We start from the raw sequence: 17,821 nt of genomic DNA, 5'->3' as shown, positions 1-17,821 counted from the left end.
GCCGCCCCGTTCCGTCACCGGTGTCCGCGCTCAGATCTCCGGCACCTCCAGGTCGATGTGCCCGCGTTCGCTGACCGAGTCGCCCATGTGCCGGGCGGTGCTGTTCAGGTAGTTCGCGTAGGCGAGCTCGTAGTGCGGGTGCTGGGTGCCGCACACCTGGTGCAGCTCCTCCTGGGTGCGCACGTCCAGCGCCACGGCCTCGGTGATCTCCCCCTTGGCCACCAGGGCGTTGGCCAGGTTCACCGCCGCGCCGAGTGCCAGGGGGTGCACCTCGCCCACCTGTGGGTCGGAGCACAGGCCCTCGTGCGCCCACCGGGCCTGGGTCTCCGCCTCCCCCACGTGACCGGTGCGGCAGGCGTAGGCGGCCAGGTTGGCCCTGGCCGCGAGGGTGAAGGGATGGTCCGGACCGAACACGCCCGTGTAGCCGTCGACGCACGTACGGGCCTGGTGGAGCGCCAGGTCGTAGCGGTCGGCGGCGGCCAGGCCGGCCGCCAGTGCCAAGGCCATCGCCAGGCTGCGGGGGTGCTCGTCTCCGTACTCGCCCCGGTGCTGTTCGTGCGTGCGGCGGATCCGTTCCAGCGCCTGCTCGGGGTCGCCCACCAGGCGTTCGTTCACCGCCAGCTCCTTGCGGGCGTGCAGCGTGTGCGAGGACAGCTCACCGATGGTGCGACGCAGCATCCCCGCGGCCTGGTGGATCTGCCGGTGCGCCATCACGTACTCGCCCGTACGACGGCGGTAGGTCGCCGTCGCCGAGGAGAGGATCCAGGTGTAGGGGTGACGGTGGCCCAGGATCTCCCGGGTGACCCGGTGCGCCCCCTCACCGACCCGCAGCGCCTCCGCGTAGTCCCCGGCCGCCGACAGGGACAGCGCCAGGTTGTGCTCGGCCAGCAGGGTGTGCTGGTGGTGGGGGCCTCGACCGGCCAGGTAGGCGGAGTAGGTCTCCCGATCGTGTTCGAGCGCCGACGCGAACCGTCCCAGGGCCCGCAGGTCCGCGCCCATGCCCCGCCGCGTCAACAGGGTGAACGGGTGGCGTTCGCCGAGGACCTCCCGCTGGAGTTCGAGGGTCCGGCTGTTCAGCCGCCCCGCCTCGCGGTGCTCGCCGCGCGAGCGGTGGACGTTGGCCAGCTGGGTGGCCAGGTGCAGGCGGAGCCGGTCGCGTTCACCGAAGGTGTCGGTCCAGGCGCTCAGCAGCGGTGTGCCCAGCTCCAGCGCGGCCTCCAGCTCTCCCTTGCGGTGGTGGTAGCGAACCTGGTTGACCAACCAGCGGCGCACCTCGTCGTCACCGCTCAGACTGGCCCCGGAGGGGACGATCTGCCAGCGCAGGTTCTGGTAGCGGTGATCGTGTCGGGGGTCGTCCGCCTCCTCGTCGTGCGGCGCGTAGGAGGCCAGCACCTGCCGCACCGACTCGCGGACCCGCGCGCGCTCCCCGGCGGGGATGCGGTCCCGGACCACCTCCTGCACCGCCGGGTGCACCGAGAACGTCTTCAGCTGCCGGTCGAAGTCCATCAGCAGGACCCGGGTGAGCTGGAAGTGGACGTGGTTGAAGTTGACCCGGCCGGTCCGGTACCGCGGGTCGGCCTCGGTGTACTCGCTGACGGCACGCGGTGAGCGGAGCAGGCCCTCGGGGACGCCGTCGGGGGACAGGTGCGCGGCCAGCCGGATCAGGCACAGGCTCGCCGGGTGGTACTGCTCCAGCTCGTCCAGGGCGAGGGAACTGCTCAGCCGCTCCTCGAAGGAACCCGCGCCCCGGACCACCGAGGGCTCGCGTTCGTCGAGCAGGCGTGTGTACTCCGCCACCGCCTCAGCGGCGCCGTCCAGCCGCTGGCCCGAGTTCAGCCACTCCAGGGCGCGGTGCAGCTGGGCGGGCAGGTGACCGAGCCGTCGGGAGAGGGCCAGCGCGGTCTCCGCGTCGATCTCCGAGAGGCGGTCCCGGAACAGCTCCACCACCTCGTCCTCACTGAAGGGGCCCACCTGGAGGCAGCGCCGGTGACCGTAGGCCTCCCAGTCCCGGTCGTAGGAGGTGATGATGACGTGCCCGTGGTCGTGGGGGATCAGCGCGTCCAGCGCGCCGGGCGGCCCCGCGTTGTCGTAGACCAGCAGCCACCGGTTGAGCGGACGGCCCGCCCGGAGCGCGGCCAGCACGGGGTCGGCCTCGGGCGAGCGGTGGTCCGGGAAGCGTTCGGCCAGGGTCGCCGCCAGTTCCTCCAGGGACGACTCGACCTTCTCCGGGCGGTCCGCGGAGATCCACCAGATCAGGTCGTAGTCACTGCGGAAGCGCCGGACGAACTCCCGGACGATCTCCGACTTCCCGCTGCCCTGCATCCCCACCAGCACCACCGGGGGCTTGTCCTCCATCCCCTGCCCGAGGAGGTCGCGCAGGCGCTCCAGGAACCCCTCGCGGCCGCTGAAGTTCTGGTTGCCGTGCGGGGCGTTGCTGATCAGCTCCGGGTTGGGTGCCCCCGGATAGCTGGGTCCCTGCCCGGGACCACGCGAACGGTGGCTGGGGAACCTCGGGTCGAAGCGGGCCAGCAGCGCGCCGCGCGCGTCCTCCTCCTCCCGGATGCGCAGGTTGATCCACTCGGCCTCCGGGAAGCCGTCGGGCGGCGCGCCCTCGTCGATCGTCACCCCCAGCACCCGGTGCGTGCCGTTGCCGCCCTGCTGCGGCGCGGTCTCCAGCAGACGGTGCAGGAGCCCGAACGCGGCGGACCCGTGCAGGTGGGCGGAGACCAGCACCATGATGATCCCGTGCCCGCCGGTGTCGGGCGGGGGAGCCTCGTCCGTCCTGGGCCGCGTCACCCGGATGCCGACCCACTCCAGCTGCGGCTGGACCCAGTCGGCCCACGAACGGTCGCGGGAGTCGGCCAGCAGGATCACCGAGGCGACCGCGCCGTGCCGGATCTGTTCGAAGACCAGCCTGACCTGCTCGCTCTGCTCCTGAGTGAGGTGGCGTCCCCGGGGAACCGCGCCGCCGGTGAGGATGGAGGTCAGCCGCTCGTAGGCGTGGAACAGGGAGCTGGGCATCCAGGTGCGTTCCAGGAAGGCCGCGAGGGTGAGCCGTTCCGCGATCCGGGCCTTGTACGGGATCTCCGCCCGGCCCCAGTACCGCCAGGGGTCGTCCTCGGAGGCCTCGACCCAGGGCGCGAACGTCTCGTACGCACGGTCACGGAGCTCGTCCAGGTTGGGGAGTTCCAGGTCCACGCGGGTCAGGATCGGCCGGACCGGCACGTGCGGGGCCTCGGTCCGCAGTTCGGCGGCGATCCGGGCCGACTTGTGGATGGCGGTGGTGTTGAGGGTGAGGCAGAGGGCGACCTGGTCGGCCAGGACCGCCGCGCAGCGCCGCCCCAGGAGCCCGTTGCCGGGGGCGGTGTCGACCAGGACGTGGTCGTAACCACTGTCCAGGAGCGCGGTCCGGAGTTCGCGGAGGAAACGGGTGGAGAGGGCGCCTCGGGCGAACCCGGAACCGTGGATCGTGTCCAGCTGGGTGAGCCGTGCGGTGTGGTGGGAGCCGGGTCCGAGGTAGCCGATCTCGCCCTCCGGGACACCGGGGATGACCGGCCATCGGCTGAGCTGTTCGACCTGGTCGCTGAGGTCGGCGCCGCGCGCGCACACCTCGGCGGGGTCGGCTCCCGGCACGTGGCAGCCCTCGATGACGTCGGTGATCATGTCGACCAGCCCCTGGGGGCGTCCGCCGCGGAGTCCGAACAGCGGGGAGAAGTACTCGCGCAGCTCGGGGGAGTGCAGGTTGAAGTCGACGAGCAGGACACTCCGACCGGTGCTGGCGATGTTCCAGGCCACGTTGGCCAGAGACGTGGTGCAGCTGCTTCCCGACAGGGGCGAATGGAACACGAGTATCTGTCCGGCGGAGTTCGTGTCCCCGATTTCTTTGCTGGTCAACGCGGCTCCGGGGGGATGGAGTTTCCTTTTCTCGTTCCTTCCGGCGGGCCCGTGCGTCCCGTGCGCACGCGCTTTCGGCTTGGGAGAGGGGATGTTCCCACTTTTCATGGAAAGGAACCCCGGGAAACCTGGGTGCGCGGAGCGGGAAAACGGCCGCTGTGAATTCAGGGACGGTTGTCGCCGTTGTTACCGAGGTCGGCCCGCGGAAGGACCGGCGACACGGCGAAGCCCCCGGGGCGGTCCTCACCGCGCCGGGGGCTCACGAGAACCCGCCGCCTCAGCCCCGGTACTCCGAGGCCCGCTCCTCCGCGGTCGCCACCATCCTGTCCTGGCGGTCGCGGACGGCAGGTCGTTCCGGAGCCGCCACACGGCCCAGCTCCCGGTGCCGACCGTGCCGACTGGACAGAGCCACCGCCGCCGACCGGCGCATGCCCAGCTCCTCGCCCTGTTCCGCCAGGGACTCCCGGACCCGGCGGCGGTGGGAGTGCCGCGCCACGACGTACACGGCCACCGCGCTCAGGAACACCACCAGCGTCTTGACCAGCACACCGAGGAGGCCGACCAGGACCGGGGCGTCGAAGAACCAGTGGACGCCCATCGCCAACAGGAAGAGGAGCAGCGCCCCCGTGGCGCGGCCCGCTCCGGGCCGCCACGCCACGGCGGCCAGCAGGCCGACCGCCGTACCCGCGATCGCGGACATCGCCCAGTGCGAACCCAGGCCGGTCAGGCCGACCCGCAGGAACAGCGTCTGGAGCACCGAGGCGACCCCGTCCGTGGCCCCCTGCATCATGATCGAGTTGAGCGCGTAGGTGAAGTCCTCCGCGAGCTGGAAGCCCAGGCCCACCAGGGCCCCCATGACGAAGCCGTCGACGGGACCCCGCACCACGCGCGGCGCGATCACGGCGATCAGCACCACCCCGATGGTCTTGAGCAGCTCCTCGTTGAGCGGCGCGGTCAGCGACGCGCCCCACGCCGAGCCGAAGTCGACGCCGCCCATCCGGGACCACGCCGACATCAGCTGGGAGTTCGAGAACAGGGCCAGCCCGATCGCCCCGGTCAGGCCCCAGAGCACGGCTACGAGCGAGAACGTCGGGCTCGGCGCCCGGACGGGGCGGATCCGGCGCAGGACCCAGAAGCCGATCACACCGGCCACGGCCAGCACGACGGCGGCGGCCAGCGTCTCGGTGGGGAAGACCCGCATCGCCCCGAAGAAGCTGGTCAGGGTGTAGACGAACCCGCCCAGGCAGACCACGGCCAGGGCCACCGTGGCGACCAGGGCGGGGACGCGCTGCGGACCGGGCGGTTCCTGGTGCGGTGGCGCGGCCGGGTGTTCGGACGCGTGTTCCCGACCGGGCCTTCGGGGCGTGGGGACCTGTCCGCTCACTGTGGACGGGACGTCGGGTTCGGGTCGTGCGTGACTCATGGGGTCCCTCCCGTGCTCCGGTCGAACCGGATCGACTGGACCATCCGCTCGGCCTCGACGAGGTCGGCCGCGCTGGCCTCGGCGCCGATCGCCTGGGTCTCCACCGCGAAACCGCCGTTCGGGGAGGGGAACACCGTCGCGATCCCGGTGTGCTCCTGCATGTGCAGGTCCCCGGTGAGGCCCTGGGCGCCTCCCTCGGAGGTGACCGGCTCGGGTTCTCCGAGGGTGGCCGAGGAGTCCCCGACCCTGACCGTCTCGCGCATGCCGTCCCAGAGCTGGGCGGCGTCGGCGCCCTCGGTCGGCTCCACCACGCTCACCTGGAGGTTGACCGGCCCCTTCGCGAAGAGGAACTGCTGGTCGGTGGTGCTGGAGCCGGTGTCGAGCTCCCAGCCCTCGTCGAAGGTCATCGACGCCCCGTAGCCCTCGCCCGAACCGAGGGTCATGCTCTGACCCGCGGGTACCGCCTCGGACGCGGGCAGCGCCGCGTTCACCAGAGCCCATCCGCCCGTCAGCACCACGACCACCCCGGCCGCGGCCCCGAGCGGGACCCAGTTGCTCCGTGGACCCGGCGACCCGGCGTGGCGTAGCTCCACGCGCTCATTCACCATCGTTCCCCCGTCCGTTCGTTCGTCCTGGAGACAGCGAAACACCCACAAAGGTGTCGAACGGAGAAAAGTGGGACACTTGGCGTGATTTTGCGGTTATTTCACCGGCAACGGGCGTGAGGGTGGACCGACGACCCGACTTCACCACCTGCGTCGTGGGGGTGATGTGGCCGCATGTGGCCCGACTTTCCGGCCCGCACCCCCTTGGCGAATCAGCCCTCCCGTGATGGGATGCCACCTTCAGCGTGACACCCACCGACGGAAGAGCACGGGCGACCGATGCCGAAGCAGAGCACAGACCAACTCAAGACGGACCGATCCTCCCTGGTCCACCGGATCCGCTACGCGCTTCGGAACCCGAGCCGGATAGCGCCCCACGTTCTGCGGTCCGCGCGAGACCTGCGTCTGCGCCTCACCCACCGGGATCACGTCTCCTACTACCGCGCGGTGATGGCCTCCGACGCCGCTCGCGATCCCAGGGCGGCGGTCGGCAGCCGCAACGAGGAGCGCTGGCTGGCGCTGGGCGAGATGCAGTTCGACTACCTCGTCGAGCACGGCCTCAAGCCCGGTCACCGGATGCTCGACATCGGCTGCGGCAACCTGCGGGCCGGGTGGCGGTTCATCGACCACCTCGACACCGGCGGCTACTACGGGATCGACATCTCCCCGGACATCCTGATCGCCGGTAAGAAGGTCCTGGCCGAGCGCGGACTCCAGCACAAGCTGCCGCACCTGACCCTCACCCAGGACCTGACCTTCGACTTCCTCCCCGACGACTCCTTCGACGTCGTCCACGCCCACAGCGTGTTCTCCCACTCGCCCGTCGAGGTCATCGACGAGTGCCTGCGCCACGTGGGCCGCGTGCTCGCCCCGGGCGGGTTCTTCGACTTCACCTTCGACCGCACGGAGGGTACCGAGCACCACGTGCTGCGCGAGGACTTCTACTACCGCACGGAGACCCTCGTCGCGCTCGCGGAGAAGCACGGACTGCGCGCCCGCTTCATGGAGGACTGGGAGGAGCGCCCGCACGGGCAGTCGAAGATCCGCGTCACCGTTCCGGAGTGAGCCGGGGTCACGGGAGAACGTCGTCGGGCGATGAGCGGTCGCGTCATCCGGGTGAGCGCCCGAGGGGTGATCGTTCCGACCTCAGGCAGCCACGGGGCGCGCCACCGAGGACCGTCCCTTCGCCACGTACACGACGCACCACCGAACGTCTCCGCGCCCTCGGTCCGACGCCCACGTGGGGAACGCCAACCCGCCCCGGCTCGGGCGACGAAGGAACACCACCTGGCCAGGATCGCGGTCCGTCGTGCCGTCCCGCTCTCCAACGAGCGCGGGCCGCGTGCCTTCGTAGTGGAGGACGGTGACCCGCCGGACCGCGTGGTGCGGCACTTCGTCGCGGCCTGATCCGCCTGATTCTGGGGGGACCCGTGTGACACGGGTCCCCTATCGTCTGTATTCATTATTCTCGGCTGGTTTGGCTTGATTGTCGTAAGTATTATGAATTCTTATAACAGAATAATAAAGCGGTGAATATTCCTTGAGGATGGGATTCCATGGTGCGAGGATCAGTCGTGTCCTTGATGCGGGAGAAAGGGAACTTTTGCCCAATCACGATCGTGAGTTTCGGCTGCTCGAACTGGTCCTCCACTGTGCGTCCTCGCCAGATCCGCGAAAAATCAACCTCGATCACCCGGTCATGCATGTCACCGGACCCGTCAACACTGGAAAATCGACCATGGTCGACGCGATCTCCTTCGCGTTGGGAATGAACGTCAAGTGGAAGCTCGCGGCGCGACGCGAACTCACCCAGGTGGAACTCACTCTTCGGATACGGGGGAACCTGCTGACCCTCCGGCGCTCCACCAGGCGTTCCGGATCGGTCGACCTGCTTGATGCTGAAGGGAGGCTCGAACGCTCCGTTCCGGTGGTTCGGCGGTCCGTGGACGAGAAGCCGACCCTGTCTGATGAACTCCTCGCCTGGAGCGGACTCAAGGAGATCCTCGCTCCCGAACAGGCGCGGAGCCTGGGGCAGAAAGGGTTCGCCTTCGACAAGGTGTGGCCGTATCTCTGCCGTTCCCAAGGAGGCATGGACCAGCACGTGGTCATGTCATCCAATACGGTCCGCAGGGACCTCTTCGAACTTCTGTTGGGGCTGAGTGAGCCGGTGAAACAGGTGCTCCAGGCCCGCATCAGAGAGAGTCGCAATCACCGTGAGCAGCGCGAACGGGAGTTGATCGCGATCAAGGACCACTTCGAGAACGTCGACGCACCCCTGCCCGGAGAGGCGCGGCGACTCCGGGAGAAGACCCGCGCCCAGATCGCCGGAGTGATCGCCGAACTCGAACCTCTTCGTGCCCGTGAAACCGAAATGCTTCGCGCGGCCAACGCGCTACGTCAGCTCGTGAAAGAGACGCATGCCCGCTTCGTCAGAGCTGCGATCAGCCACCGCGAAGCCTGTGCCGATGTTGGGAAGCTGGCTGACCGTATCGCTGAACTGAACCGTGATGCACATCTGTCTGGGACGGGCACCTGTCCTGCTTGCGGTCAGGGACTCGACAGGGTGGTTCCCGAAGGCCACTGCCACCTGTGTCTACAGGTTGCGGAATCAGTTCAGGAGCCGCCAGGCGGACCCGCTTTCCGAGCGGAGCTTGAACAAGCGCGCGGTGCCCTGTCCCGAGCGGAGGGACGGGCCGCGTCGGCATCCAGGACCGTCGATGCTACCGCTGAGCGCGCGAAGGAGGCCGAGGCGGAACTCTCACGCCACGACGGCGCGGAGCTGGCGCCGCTGCGAGCGAAGATCGCGGAACTCATCCGGACGCAGGCAGGTCTGGAGGAGCGGTTGCTCTCCCTCGGCCAGCTCCAGGCTCACTACGTTCGCTGGCAGGAACTGGAGTTCGACATCCAGACAGCGAGGGGAGAGATCGAGGACTTGGAGGCGGATCTGAAGGGCGTGGAGCAACAGATTGCCCAGCGTCGTTCGGAGATGGATGTCCTCGATGCTGAGTTTCTCGCCGCCATCGAAGGGTTCAAACCGCCCTGGTTCGCTGGTCAGGCCGAAGTGGACCGGAAGACCTACCTACCGGTTGTTGACGGCCAGAAGTTCGCCGATCTGGGTGGAGGCACGCTCGCTGCGGTCAACGCGGCCTACAGCCTCGCACTTGTCTCCTTCAGTCGCCTGGCGAGTGGGGCTGCACTACCCCAACTGCTCATCCTTGATTCACCCACGAAGAACATCGGCGGCAACGATCAGGACCAGGAGTTCACCAACCGGATCCTCGCGGGTGTGGTCCGGGTGGTGGATGCTTCGCGGGAGCAGAAGAGCCTGGGGCAGCCCACCTCACAGGTGATCATTCTGGACAATGACAAGCCCAAGGTGGACGGGATGCACCTCGTCGAATTGAGCAGGGAGGAACCCCTTCTGCCCGGGATCACGCACGAGGACACCGGGGAGAACCCCGACGCCACCTAGAGGAACGCGTCCCGCTCCCGGGGCCCGTCGACACGGGACCCCGGGAGCCGTGGTCTAGCCGAGGCGGCGGATGTCGCCTCTGACGCGGTAGAAGCCGCCGCTGCCCGAGGTGAGCACCTCGCTCACGACGTAGCGGGCTCCGGCGCGGCGGATGTCCTTGGGGAACTGCACCCGCAGGGTGGGGTCGAAGCCCTCCGAGACCACGCGGATCCGCAGGCGGCCGCCGTCGTCCACGCACTCGACGACGATCCCGTCGTCGGCCACGAGCTCGCTGGAGCGCACCGTCTCCAGCTCGGTGGCCGGGGTGACCGCGTCCCAGGAGGGGGCCTTGACGCTGACCGGCTCCGGGACGGTGCCGCGCTCGGCGGCCAGGATCGCCTCCTCGGAGGCGTCCACGCAGGCCAGGGAACCGTCGGTGGTGACGATGTACAGCCGGTCCTGGTGGAACTGCATCGAGTAGGCCGAACCGCATCCGGTGGCCAGCTTCCACAGACGGCGTCCGTCCCTGGAGAAGCAGTAGACCGAGGAGTGGTTGTCACCCGCGAACACGTAGCGGCCGTCCGGGGAGGCCGCGCAGGAGAAGACCGCCCCGTCGCAGCGGTAGGTGGAACGGTGCGCTCCGCCCTTGCTGATGCGGTCCACGGAGTTGCGGGCCGTGGCGGCGAAGACCTCGTCGCCCTCCTGCCAGCCGAACAGCACCGCGCCGCTGGTCGGCACCGTCCAGCGCTCGTCCCCGGTGCCCGCGTCGTACATGGTGACGCCCCGGGAGTGCCCGTGGTAGACGCCCGCCTCGTCGTGGCGGACCATCCACGCGGAGTCTCCCGAGCTGCGGCGGGACCACTGGAACTCGTCCTCGTGGTCGATCACGGTGATCCGCCCGGCCACGTCGGAGACGCCGAGCACCCCGTCGTGGATGTCCAGCCAGAAGATGTCCACGTCCTCGGAGATTTCGTACGCCACGTGCGGGATCTTCGCGCCCAGGTCGTAGACCTTGCCGTCGTCACACCCGGCGTAGATCCAGAAGTCGTCGGCCACGATGCACTTGACGCCGTCCGGGAGTCCGTAGCGGGCGGTGACGGTGCCCTGGTGGGAGAGGGTGTACACGTCTCCGCGCTCGTTGCCGACCCAGCAGCGCTCGTCGTCGACGAAGATGCCGAAGGCGGGGCTGCCCGAGCGGAACCGCCACAGCACCGGGGCGAGGTTGGCGGTCGAACGCTGGCTGACGATCGTCCTCCGGGTGACCGCGCGCCGCTTGCGGACCCCGACCACGGCGGGCTCGTACCCCTTGCGCCGCTTCTCCGCGATCTTCCGCGCCGCCGTGGCCTCGGCCTTCGCGACGGTGGGGTGGCTCGCGGTGCGCGCCTGGCCGGTCTCGCCGATCCGTCCGTACCGGATGGTGACGTCGGTGCCGTCGAGGGTGACCTCGTAGAACTTGTGCGCGCCGCCGCCCTCTTCCGAGAGCTCCAGGTAGGTGGTGCTGGTCATGGCAGGCCCTTCGACGATCGGATCCGGGCACACCGGAAGGGGGTGCCAGGCAGGGGAGAGAGGGGGCGCCTCCCGGGGGAGGCCGTGTCGACTGGTGGAGAATCTATCGGCGGGTACCGACAATTCGGGTCAGAGGGTGGTGGGCATCGGTCCGCCGTTCCACTCCACGGCGTCGGCCAGGGCCCGGGCGAGGTCCATCGGTACGCCGGCGCGGTCGGCCTGGGCGCGGTGCAGGTTCATGACGATTCGCTCCGCGTCCGCCCACGCGCCGAACTCACCGAGGTCGATGTCGCGCGCGGCCTCCAAGGGGGTGTGGCCCTTCCGGAGGGCCTCGTCGGCGGCTGCGAGGACGAACCGGTAGTACCGCTCGTGCACGGCCAGCACGGCGTCGAGCTCGGAGCCGGGCATCACCGGCCCGTGACCGGGCACCACGTGGTCCGGAGCGAAGGAACGGACCCACTCCAGGGAGCGCAGCGCGCCGTCGAGTGACCCCATGAGCAGCAGCGGTGTCAGCCCGTGGAAGATCAGGTCGCCGGTGAACAGGACCCGTTCCCGCGGGAGCCAGGCCACCACGTCCCCGACGGTGTGCGCGGTGTATCCCGGGTGGTGGAGGTCGACTCGGCGGCCGCCGCCCAGGTGGAGCGTGAGTGCGTGGTCGAAGGTGACGGAGGGCAGCCTCCGGGTGACGTCGCCCCAGTTCGGCACGGGTTCCCAGACCGGTGGCGGGTTCTCGAAGAGCGGGTCGGTGTCCAGCGCCTCGCGCATGCCGTTCTGGCCGATCAGCACGGTGGAGTCGGGCAGCAGGCTGTTGCCATAGGTGTGGTCGCCGTGCTGGTGGGTGTTGACCGCCCAGCGCACCGGCGCGCCCGCAGTGGCGGAGGCGAGCGCGCCCAGGAACCGGCGGGTGCGGGTCGCGGTGGCGCAGGTGTCCACGACCAGGAGTCCGTCGTCCCCCGCCACGGCGCCCGCGTTGTTCACCCACCAGGTGCCGTCCGGCTGCACCCACGCGTACACCCCGTCGACGACCTCGCCGAGCGCCCCGGCCTCCGGGCCGGTCCGTGCGTTCTCTCCCATGGCGATCCCCTTGTCTGGTGGCGGTTCGGGGCGTTGCCCCGACGCGCAGCGTAGGGGGTGGTCCCTGCCGTTCGGGGCCGCTCCGCCGAAGTCGCCACGTCGGTGGGCGGGCCGCGGTCGCTTCGCGACCCCGGTGGGCGGGCCGAGCCGGACGACCACCGGTCCGGGTCACGGGACCGTCGGAGGTCGGGGAGGTCTCGGGAGAGCGCCGACGGCACTCTGGCCAGCTCCGGCCTTCCGAGAATCCAGCTTGTGGATATCCGGACTTCGGTCTCCGCCGGGTGCTAGCGTCCCGAACATGGACACCCCTCGATACCTCACGGTCCTTCGCGAGAGCGGCACCCTCCTCGCCGACGCCGCCGAGGACCGCGCGCACGCGCACGTACCCACCTGCCCCGAGTGGAACGTCCTGGACCTGGTCTGGCACGTGGGCGAGACCCACCACTTCTGGAGGTCCATCGCCTCCGGGGAGATCAGGGACCCTGACGACGGGTACGCGCAGCCGGAGCGCCCCGACGACGAGGCGCTGCTGAGCTGGTACCGGGAGGGACTGGCCGAGACCCTGACCGTGCTCACCGCTCTGGACCCCGACGCGCCGCGCTGGACCTGGTCCCCGCAGAAGGACGGGGCGTTCATCCTCAGACGCATGGCGCAGGAGACCGCCGTGCACGCCTGGGACGTGCTGAACGCGGTCGACGGCGCGGCCGCGCTGCCCCGGGACGTCGCCGTGGACGGGGTGGACGAGTTCCTCACCTTCTTCCTCGGCCTGGCCGAGATGCTGGACCTGCCCCGCGAGCCGGTCGGACCGATGGGCGCGGTGCTGCTGACCGCCACCGACGCCGACCTCTCCTGGACGGTGGACCACACCGGCCAGCACTGGCGGGTCAGTCGCGGAGCGAACCGGGCCAGCGTCGCGGTGGAGGGCACCGCCTCCGACCTGCTGCTCACGCTGTGGAGACGGATCGGCCCCGAGTCGCTGGCGGTCACCGGAGACGCACAGGAACTCGCACGGTTCCTCAAGGTCGCGGAGACGGAGTGACCGACCGGCAGCGTCCGCTTCCCCGGGTCACCACGGGTCCCGGAGAACCGGGAACGCCCCGTGGAAAACGCCGTGCGCCACCCGAGGCCGGACTGTTAGCGTCGCTGCCATGCTGGACAGGCCCGTGGACTTCGACGACCACCAGATCAAAGACGCGCTGGCGGACTGGGGCATTCACGCGGAGGTGCTGACGCACGTTCCGCTGGGCTTCGGTGACCACCACTGGAGCGCCACCGACACCTCCGGGCGGCGGTGGTTCCTCACCCTGGTCGACCTCGAACACAAACCCTTCCTCGGCGGCGATCCCGACACCGCCCTGCGCAACCTGCGCCGGGCCATGGACACCGCCGCCGAGCTCCACGACGCGCACGGGCTCGGGTTCGTCGTGGCCCCGCTACGCGCCACCGGGGGCACCACCGCTCTGCGGATCGGTGACCGTTACGCACTCAGCGTCTTCCCGCACACGGAGGGCAGCCCCGGCGACTTCGGCCAGGAGCTCACACCGGACCAGCGGGCCCAGGTCCTGGACACTCTCGCCCGCCTGCACGGACGCACCCCGCCCGCCGAGATCCGACCCACCCCGCCGAGCCTGGCCGGGGCCGACCGGCTGGCGGAGCTCACCGTGGATCCCGGGAGGATCGGTGACCACGGCCCCTTCGCGGAACCGACCGCCGAGCTGCTCGCCGAGCACGGAGGCGCGCTGCGGGCCCGCCTGGACGAGTTCGGCCGCCGCGCCGACGAGGCCGACGCCTCGCGGGCGGTGCCCACCCACGGCGAACCGCACCCGGGGAACCTGCTGTGGCGCGAGTCCGGGCCGCTGTTCGTGGACTGGGACACGGTGGGCCTGGCCGTCCCCGAACGCGACCTGTGGCTGGTCACCGACGACCCCGACGAACTCGCGCGCTACGCGGAGGCCACCGGGCACCGGCCCGACCCGGCGCTTCTGTCCCTCTACGGGCTCCGCTGGGACCTCCAGGTCGTCGTGGAGTTCGTCGACTGGTTCGCCGCCCCGCACCAGCGCGGCACCGACACCGAACAGGCCTGGCGGGACCTGGGCGTCATCCTGCGCCGTCTGGAGCGCTGAGTCCGCCCGGGTCCCGCCGCGCTCAGCCGTGGACCAGCGGCACGAACACCCGCAACGCCGCCGGTCGCTTGCGGAAGACCACCTCGGCCGACCCCTCCACGACCTCGCCGTCCACGGCCAGGAGCCGGGGCTCGTCCGGGATGGCCAGGGTGAGCGACTCGGTCAGCCGCTCGGTGTAGCCGGCCCCGGACGTCGCCCCCGCGAACAGCACGTCCGCCAGGGCACGCAACCGGGGGAAGGGCGAACGCGCGCACAGCACCCGCACGTCCAGCCGCCCGTCGTCCAGGTGCTCCCGCAGAGCGGGCACCCGGGCGTGGGTCCGGTACCGGCAGTTGCCCACGAACGCCCACCACACCTTCACGGGCCGTCCGTCCACCAGAGCCGGGGTGGGTTGGACCTCCCGCAGGTCGCGCCAGAGGGCCAGGGCGAACGCGGGCCACTTACCGATCCGGTCCGCCCAGCGGTCGCGCCGCTCCACCATGCGCGGGTACGACCCGAACGACGACGTGTTGAGGAAGACGCGCCCGTCCACCTCGCCCACGTCCACCCGGGCCAGCCGACCGCCGGAGTAGGCGCGCAGGGCGATCTCCACCGAGGTCAGCCCCAGGGTACGGGCGAAGTTGTTCAGAGTGCCGTCCGGCAGCACCAGCAGCGGACGGTCGTGGGCGAGCGCCGCCGTGGCCCCGGCGTTGACGGTGCCGTCGCCACCAGCCACCGCGAGCACCGAGGAGTCGCGGGCCGCCTCGTCCATCACCGAGGCGACGTCGTCGTCGGCGGAGAGCGGGACGATCCGTGCCCGGGGCAGTTGGCGGGCCACCCGGGTGGTGGTGTCCGCGGTGGTCAGGGTGGGCACCCCGTTGTCGCCGCCGCGCGGGTTGACCACCACGGTCACCCCGGCGCCCTCCTGGTCCACGTCCGCCTCTCCCACGGGGGTCGTACTCGCCCCGAAGACGAGTTCCGGACGCGGTGGCAGGAGCGCGCGGGAGAGCAGGGCGGACACGGCGCCGATCGCGACTCCGCCGAGCACGTCACCCGGGTAGTGGACCCCGCTGTGCACGCGGGAGAAGCCCACGGCGCCCGCCATCGCGGACACCAGCAGGGACAGCGGCAGGGGCGCGTCGGAGACGACCCCGCCCGCGTAGCCCACCGCGGCGGCGGTGTGCCCGGAGGGGAACGAGGAACTGACGTAGGAACGGTAGGGGACCCGGGCCGCGGGAACCGCCGAGCTGTCCGGGCGGGGGCGGCGCGCCAGGTACTTGACCGCGGTGGCTCCGGCGTTGGCGATCCCGGCGGCGGCGATCGCCCGCAGCGCGGTGCGGCGCAGGCGCGGGCCGCCCGTGACGGCGAGCGTGGCCGAGACCAGGACCCACGGCGCCATGTTGTCGGTGCTCTGCACGAACTTCGGCGTGTACCCGTCCAGGTGGGGGGTCCCCACCCTGGTCACCCGGTCATAGAGGCGCTGGTCGAGGCGTTGGAGTCGAGGGAACAGTCTCATGGGCCCCAGCCTGGTGGTCACCGGATGAGTTGTCCATAAGGCGCGCTTCGCCCGTGATGCGGTCGGAGCCGGAATGGTGCCCGGGGGTGACGACTGGGGAAGGGCCGTCGCCCCCGGGCGCACGGCAGGCGGTTCGCGCACCGCCGGAACTCCCGTGGTCCCGTTCTGAGGCTAGCCGGTTCCGTTCGGCTTGGGGTGGGATCCCCGTCACTGTCCGAGGTCACCCCTGTATGGCCGGTTCCGGCCCGGGGGAGGACGTTTCGGAGGCGGGCCCGGAGAGTAGGTCTTCGGGCGTCCCCCCTTTGAGGAAAGGCGCCCATGTCCACCACTGAGACCCCCGACCAGATCCACGTCGTGGTCCTGCACTCGGAGCAGCCGCTCACCGTCGACCTCACCGAACTCCACCCTGACTGCCGGGTCACCGTGCTCACCGACGGCGCTCCGGGCGCGGTCGGCGAGGGGATCGACCCCCCGGACGTCGTGTCCATGCCCCGCGCGGAGTGGGCCGACCAGCTCGCCCGGTGGGCCCGGGGCGGCGAGGTGGACGTGGTCAGCAGGGACGCGTCCTGCCAGGACGTGTGCGCCGAACTACGCGCGGGGCTGGGGCTGGACGCCCGTCCCGCCGCCCCCGCCGACCACTGATCCCGCGTCCCGCGGGTCCCCGGGGCCCGGGGACCCGGGTGAGGCCTCCGCCGCCGCTGCTAGGTTGTCGTTCGCGCGACGGACGGTCGGGTCCGGGTACACGAGGCTGCGGACCGTGGCCGAGGAACGGGTGAGCGATGGACGAGCAGGCGGGCACCGCGCGCCCGCGTCGGCCGCCGCGCGTTCTCGGCCGCCGCCCTCCCGTCATCGTGGCCCTCTGCGGTGGCCTGGCCGTCGCACTCGTCGCGGTGCTGACCTGGGCGCTCACCCCTCCGCGCGTGATCCACGCGGTCGCCTCGGGCGACCCCGGCGCACCACCGGCCGTCCCCTCCGGAGTCGACCGTGTGGGATGGACCTGGAAGCCCCCGCCGGGCGTACGGGTGGAGCACGTGGCGGCCGGGCCGCACGGGCCGGTCCTCGTGCTGTCGGACGGGGTCGTGGCCCTCGACGGACCGAGCGGGGAGGAGCTGTGGACCTATCGCGATCCGCGCGGCTGGGACGCGGAGGTGCGCCTCTTCGAGGACGTCCTCCTTCTGACCCACGACCTCGGGGAGGGCGCCGTGACAGCCACCCCGCTGGACCCCGCGACCGGCGAGATCACGGGTGGTGGACGACGCCTGGAGGGGATGGCGGGGTACGCCCGGTCGACCACCCTCCACGCCTACCGCGACCGCGACGGGGCCGGGGGAGTCCGGGCGCGGGTGTTCGACCGGACGGCGACCGGCCCCGGCGGGACACGGTGGACCTTCGTTCCCCGGGGGAAGGGCCTGTTCTGCGAGTTCCAGCGTGACACGTGGCCGACGACCGATCCCGGCACGGGAGACGGTCGGGTCGTGGTCGCCCACACCTGCGCGGACGCGCGGGAGTACGAGGAGAGGACGCTCCAACCAGCCCGGCCGCGCGCTGCCGCTGACGGCTCCGACATCCTCGCCCACGGGGGAGGACTGGAGTCGGCGGTCGCCACCGTCACCGCCCTCGACCTCGCCAGCGGCGCGGAGGTGTGGCGGCACGAGCATCCGGTCCGCGACTCGTGGGCCCGCGTCGACCTCGGTCCCGTGGAGGGCGCGGCACTCCCCGAGGGTGCGGCGCGCGCCCTCGTCCTCCGGGCCGACGCCGAGCTGTACCTGCTCGATCCGCGCACCGGAGAACCCCTGGGCCACCCCGAGGAGGCTCGCGACTCCCAGGGGCGGTTCGGTCCCCGGGTGGAGCGGGTCCTCCGCGCCGACACCGGCGGCACGGTCATCGCCGTGGAGGGCCGCTACCCCGGGAGCGGGGAGCCCTTGGAGGTCCTCACCTCGGACCCCGAAGGCGCGGTGACCGCGCGGGTGACGCTCGACCTCGACGGCCCGACCCCCGCACTCCTCGACCTCGCGGTCGTCCTCGACGACGCGCTCCTGATCCCGTACGCGGACCGTGAGAACGGTCAGCGGGGTGTCCACTCCTTCGCGTTGGCCGCCGGTGACCTCGGTGGGGAACGCGTGGCAGTCGGTCCGCCCGCGAACGACGTGCCCGGGGAACACCGGCTGGTCGCCGTTCCCGGCGCCGTGGTCTCCTATGGCACCGGCGCGGCCGACGTCCACGGCCTGGTGCCCTGACCCCCGTCCATCC

General features: G+C 71.1%; 12 protein-coding genes. 6 read left to right on the top strand and 6 right to left on the bottom strand.

The features are described from left to right. Positions 1 to 30: 30 nt before the first annotated feature. The 3 genes from fxsT to ACFW3L_RS18300 all read right to left on the bottom strand — a co-directional run bounded on the left by fxsT (position 31) and on the right by ACFW3L_RS18300 (position 5,925). Entirely contained in the window at positions 31 to 3,894 is a 3,864-nt protein-coding gene (gene fxsT, locus ACFW3L_RS18310; protein ID WP_378741943.1) for an FxSxx-COOH system tetratricopeptide repeat protein, read from the bottom strand. A gap of 277 nt (positions 3,895 to 4,171) precedes the next feature. Beyond that, positions 4,172 to 5,317: a PrsW family glutamic-type intramembrane protease gene (locus tag ACFW3L_RS18305; RefSeq protein WP_378741941.1), complete on the bottom strand. Its 1,146-nt coding sequence runs from the start codon at positions 5,315 to 5,317 to the stop codon at positions 4,172 to 4,174. Beyond that, the gene (locus ACFW3L_RS18300; protein WP_378741939.1) at positions 5,314 to 5,925 is read right to left on the bottom strand and encodes a hypothetical protein; all 612 of its coding nucleotides are present in this window, start codon (positions 5,923 to 5,925) and stop codon (positions 5,314 to 5,316) included. The genes ACFW3L_RS18305 and ACFW3L_RS18300 overlap by 4 nt, the downstream gene beginning before the upstream one ends. A gap of 276 nt (positions 5,926 to 6,201) precedes the next feature. Between ACFW3L_RS18300 and ACFW3L_RS18295 the strand changes: the two genes are divergently transcribed. Together ACFW3L_RS18295 and ACFW3L_RS18290 are read left to right on the top strand one after the other, a co-directional pair. Next, complete coding sequence (locus ACFW3L_RS18295; protein WP_378741937.1) at positions 6,202 to 6,987, top strand: class I SAM-dependent methyltransferase; 786 nt, start codon at positions 6,202 to 6,204, stop codon at positions 6,985 to 6,987. A gap of 538 nt (positions 6,988 to 7,525) precedes the next feature. Next, a complete protein-coding gene (locus ACFW3L_RS18290) occupies positions 7,526 to 9,394 on the top strand; it encodes a hypothetical protein (RefSeq protein WP_378741935.1) in 1,869 nt (622 codons plus the stop codon). A gap of 54 nt (positions 9,395 to 9,448) precedes the next feature. Here ACFW3L_RS18290 and ACFW3L_RS18285 read toward each other — a convergent pair whose 3' ends face one another. Then, positions 9,449 to 10,879, bottom strand: coding sequence for a WGR domain-containing protein (locus ACFW3L_RS18285; RefSeq protein WP_378741933.1), 1,431 nt, complete (start codon positions 10,877 to 10,879; stop codon positions 9,449 to 9,451). A 129-nt stretch (positions 10,880 to 11,008) separates the two neighbouring features. Further along, entirely contained in the window at positions 11,009 to 11,953 is a 945-nt protein-coding gene (locus ACFW3L_RS18280) for an MBL fold metallo-hydrolase (protein WP_378741931.1), read from the bottom strand. 298 nt (positions 11,954 to 12,251) lie between these two features. On the opposite strand from ACFW3L_RS18280, the gene ACFW3L_RS18275 reads away from it, so the two are divergent. Next, positions 12,252 to 12,992, top strand: coding sequence for a maleylpyruvate isomerase family mycothiol-dependent enzyme (locus ACFW3L_RS18275; protein ID WP_378741929.1), 741 nt, complete (start codon positions 12,252 to 12,254; stop codon positions 12,990 to 12,992). Positions 12,993 to 13,101: 109 nt separating this feature from the next. Next, positions 13,102 to 14,076: a phosphotransferase gene (locus ACFW3L_RS18270; protein WP_378741927.1), complete on the top strand. Its 975-nt coding sequence runs from the start codon at positions 13,102 to 13,104 to the stop codon at positions 14,074 to 14,076. 22 nt (positions 14,077 to 14,098) lie between these two features. Here the strand turns inward: ACFW3L_RS18270 and ACFW3L_RS18265 are convergent, their stop codons facing one another. Continuing rightward, positions 14,099 to 15,571, bottom strand: coding sequence for a bifunctional phosphatase PAP2/diacylglycerol kinase family protein (locus ACFW3L_RS18265; RefSeq protein ID WP_378741924.1), 1,473 nt, complete (start codon positions 15,569 to 15,571; stop codon positions 14,099 to 14,101). Positions 15,572 to 15,889: 318 nt separating this feature from the next. Here ACFW3L_RS18265 and ACFW3L_RS18260 point away from each other — a divergent pair, with 318 nt between their 5' ends. After that, positions 15,890 to 16,213 (top strand): hypothetical protein, encoded by a 324-nt coding sequence (locus ACFW3L_RS18260; RefSeq protein ID WP_378741922.1) that lies wholly within the window; start codon positions 15,890 to 15,892, stop codon positions 16,211 to 16,213. Positions 16,214 to 16,350: 137 nt separating this feature from the next. Further along, complete coding sequence (locus ACFW3L_RS18255) at positions 16,351 to 17,808, top strand: hypothetical protein (RefSeq protein WP_378741919.1); 1,458 nt, start codon at positions 16,351 to 16,353, stop codon at positions 17,806 to 17,808. Positions 17,809 to 17,821 lie beyond the last annotated feature (13 nt).

Source organism: Nocardiopsis sp. NPDC058789, from assembly GCF_042745575.1.
Classification (GTDB): Bacteria; Actinomycetota; Actinomycetes; order Streptosporangiales; family Streptosporangiaceae; genus Nocardiopsis; species Nocardiopsis eucommiae.
This window is presented reverse-complemented; position numbering and strand designations above follow the sequence as displayed.

What these genes read in the sequence shown, in the direction of transcription:
- ACFW3L_RS18305 (WP_378741941.1), bottom strand. Translation starts at nt 5,317, where the DNA reads ATGAGTCACGCACGACCCGAACCCGACGTCCCGTCCACAGTGAGCGGA.
- ACFW3L_RS18300 (WP_378741939.1), bottom strand. Translation starts at nt 5,925, where the DNA reads ATGGTGAATGAGCGCGTGGAGCTACGCCACGCCGGGTCGCCGGGTCCA.
- ACFW3L_RS18295 (WP_378741937.1), top strand. Translation starts at nt 6,202, where the DNA reads ATGCCGAAGCAGAGCACAGACCAACTCAAGACGGACCGATCCTCCCTG.
- ACFW3L_RS18285 (WP_378741933.1), bottom strand. Translation starts at nt 10,879, where the DNA reads ATGACCAGCACCACCTACCTGGAGCTCTCGGAAGAGGGCGGCGGCGCG.
- ACFW3L_RS18280 (WP_378741931.1), bottom strand. Translation starts at nt 11,953, where the DNA reads ATGGGAGAGAACGCACGGACCGGCCCGGAGGCCGGGGCGCTCGGCGAG.
- ACFW3L_RS18275 (WP_378741929.1), top strand. Translation starts at nt 12,252, where the DNA reads ATGGACACCCCTCGATACCTCACGGTCCTTCGCGAGAGCGGCACCCTC.
- ACFW3L_RS18270 (WP_378741927.1), top strand. Translation starts at nt 13,102, where the DNA reads ATGCTGGACAGGCCCGTGGACTTCGACGACCACCAGATCAAAGACGCG.
- ACFW3L_RS18265 (WP_378741924.1), bottom strand. Translation starts at nt 15,571, where the DNA reads ATGAGACTGTTCCCTCGACTCCAACGCCTCGACCAGCGCCTCTATGAC.
- ACFW3L_RS18260 (WP_378741922.1), top strand. Translation starts at nt 15,890, where the DNA reads ATGTCCACCACTGAGACCCCCGACCAGATCCACGTCGTGGTCCTGCAC.
- ACFW3L_RS18255 (WP_378741919.1), top strand. Translation starts at nt 16,351, where the DNA reads ATGGACGAGCAGGCGGGCACCGCGCGCCCGCGTCGGCCGCCGCGCGTT.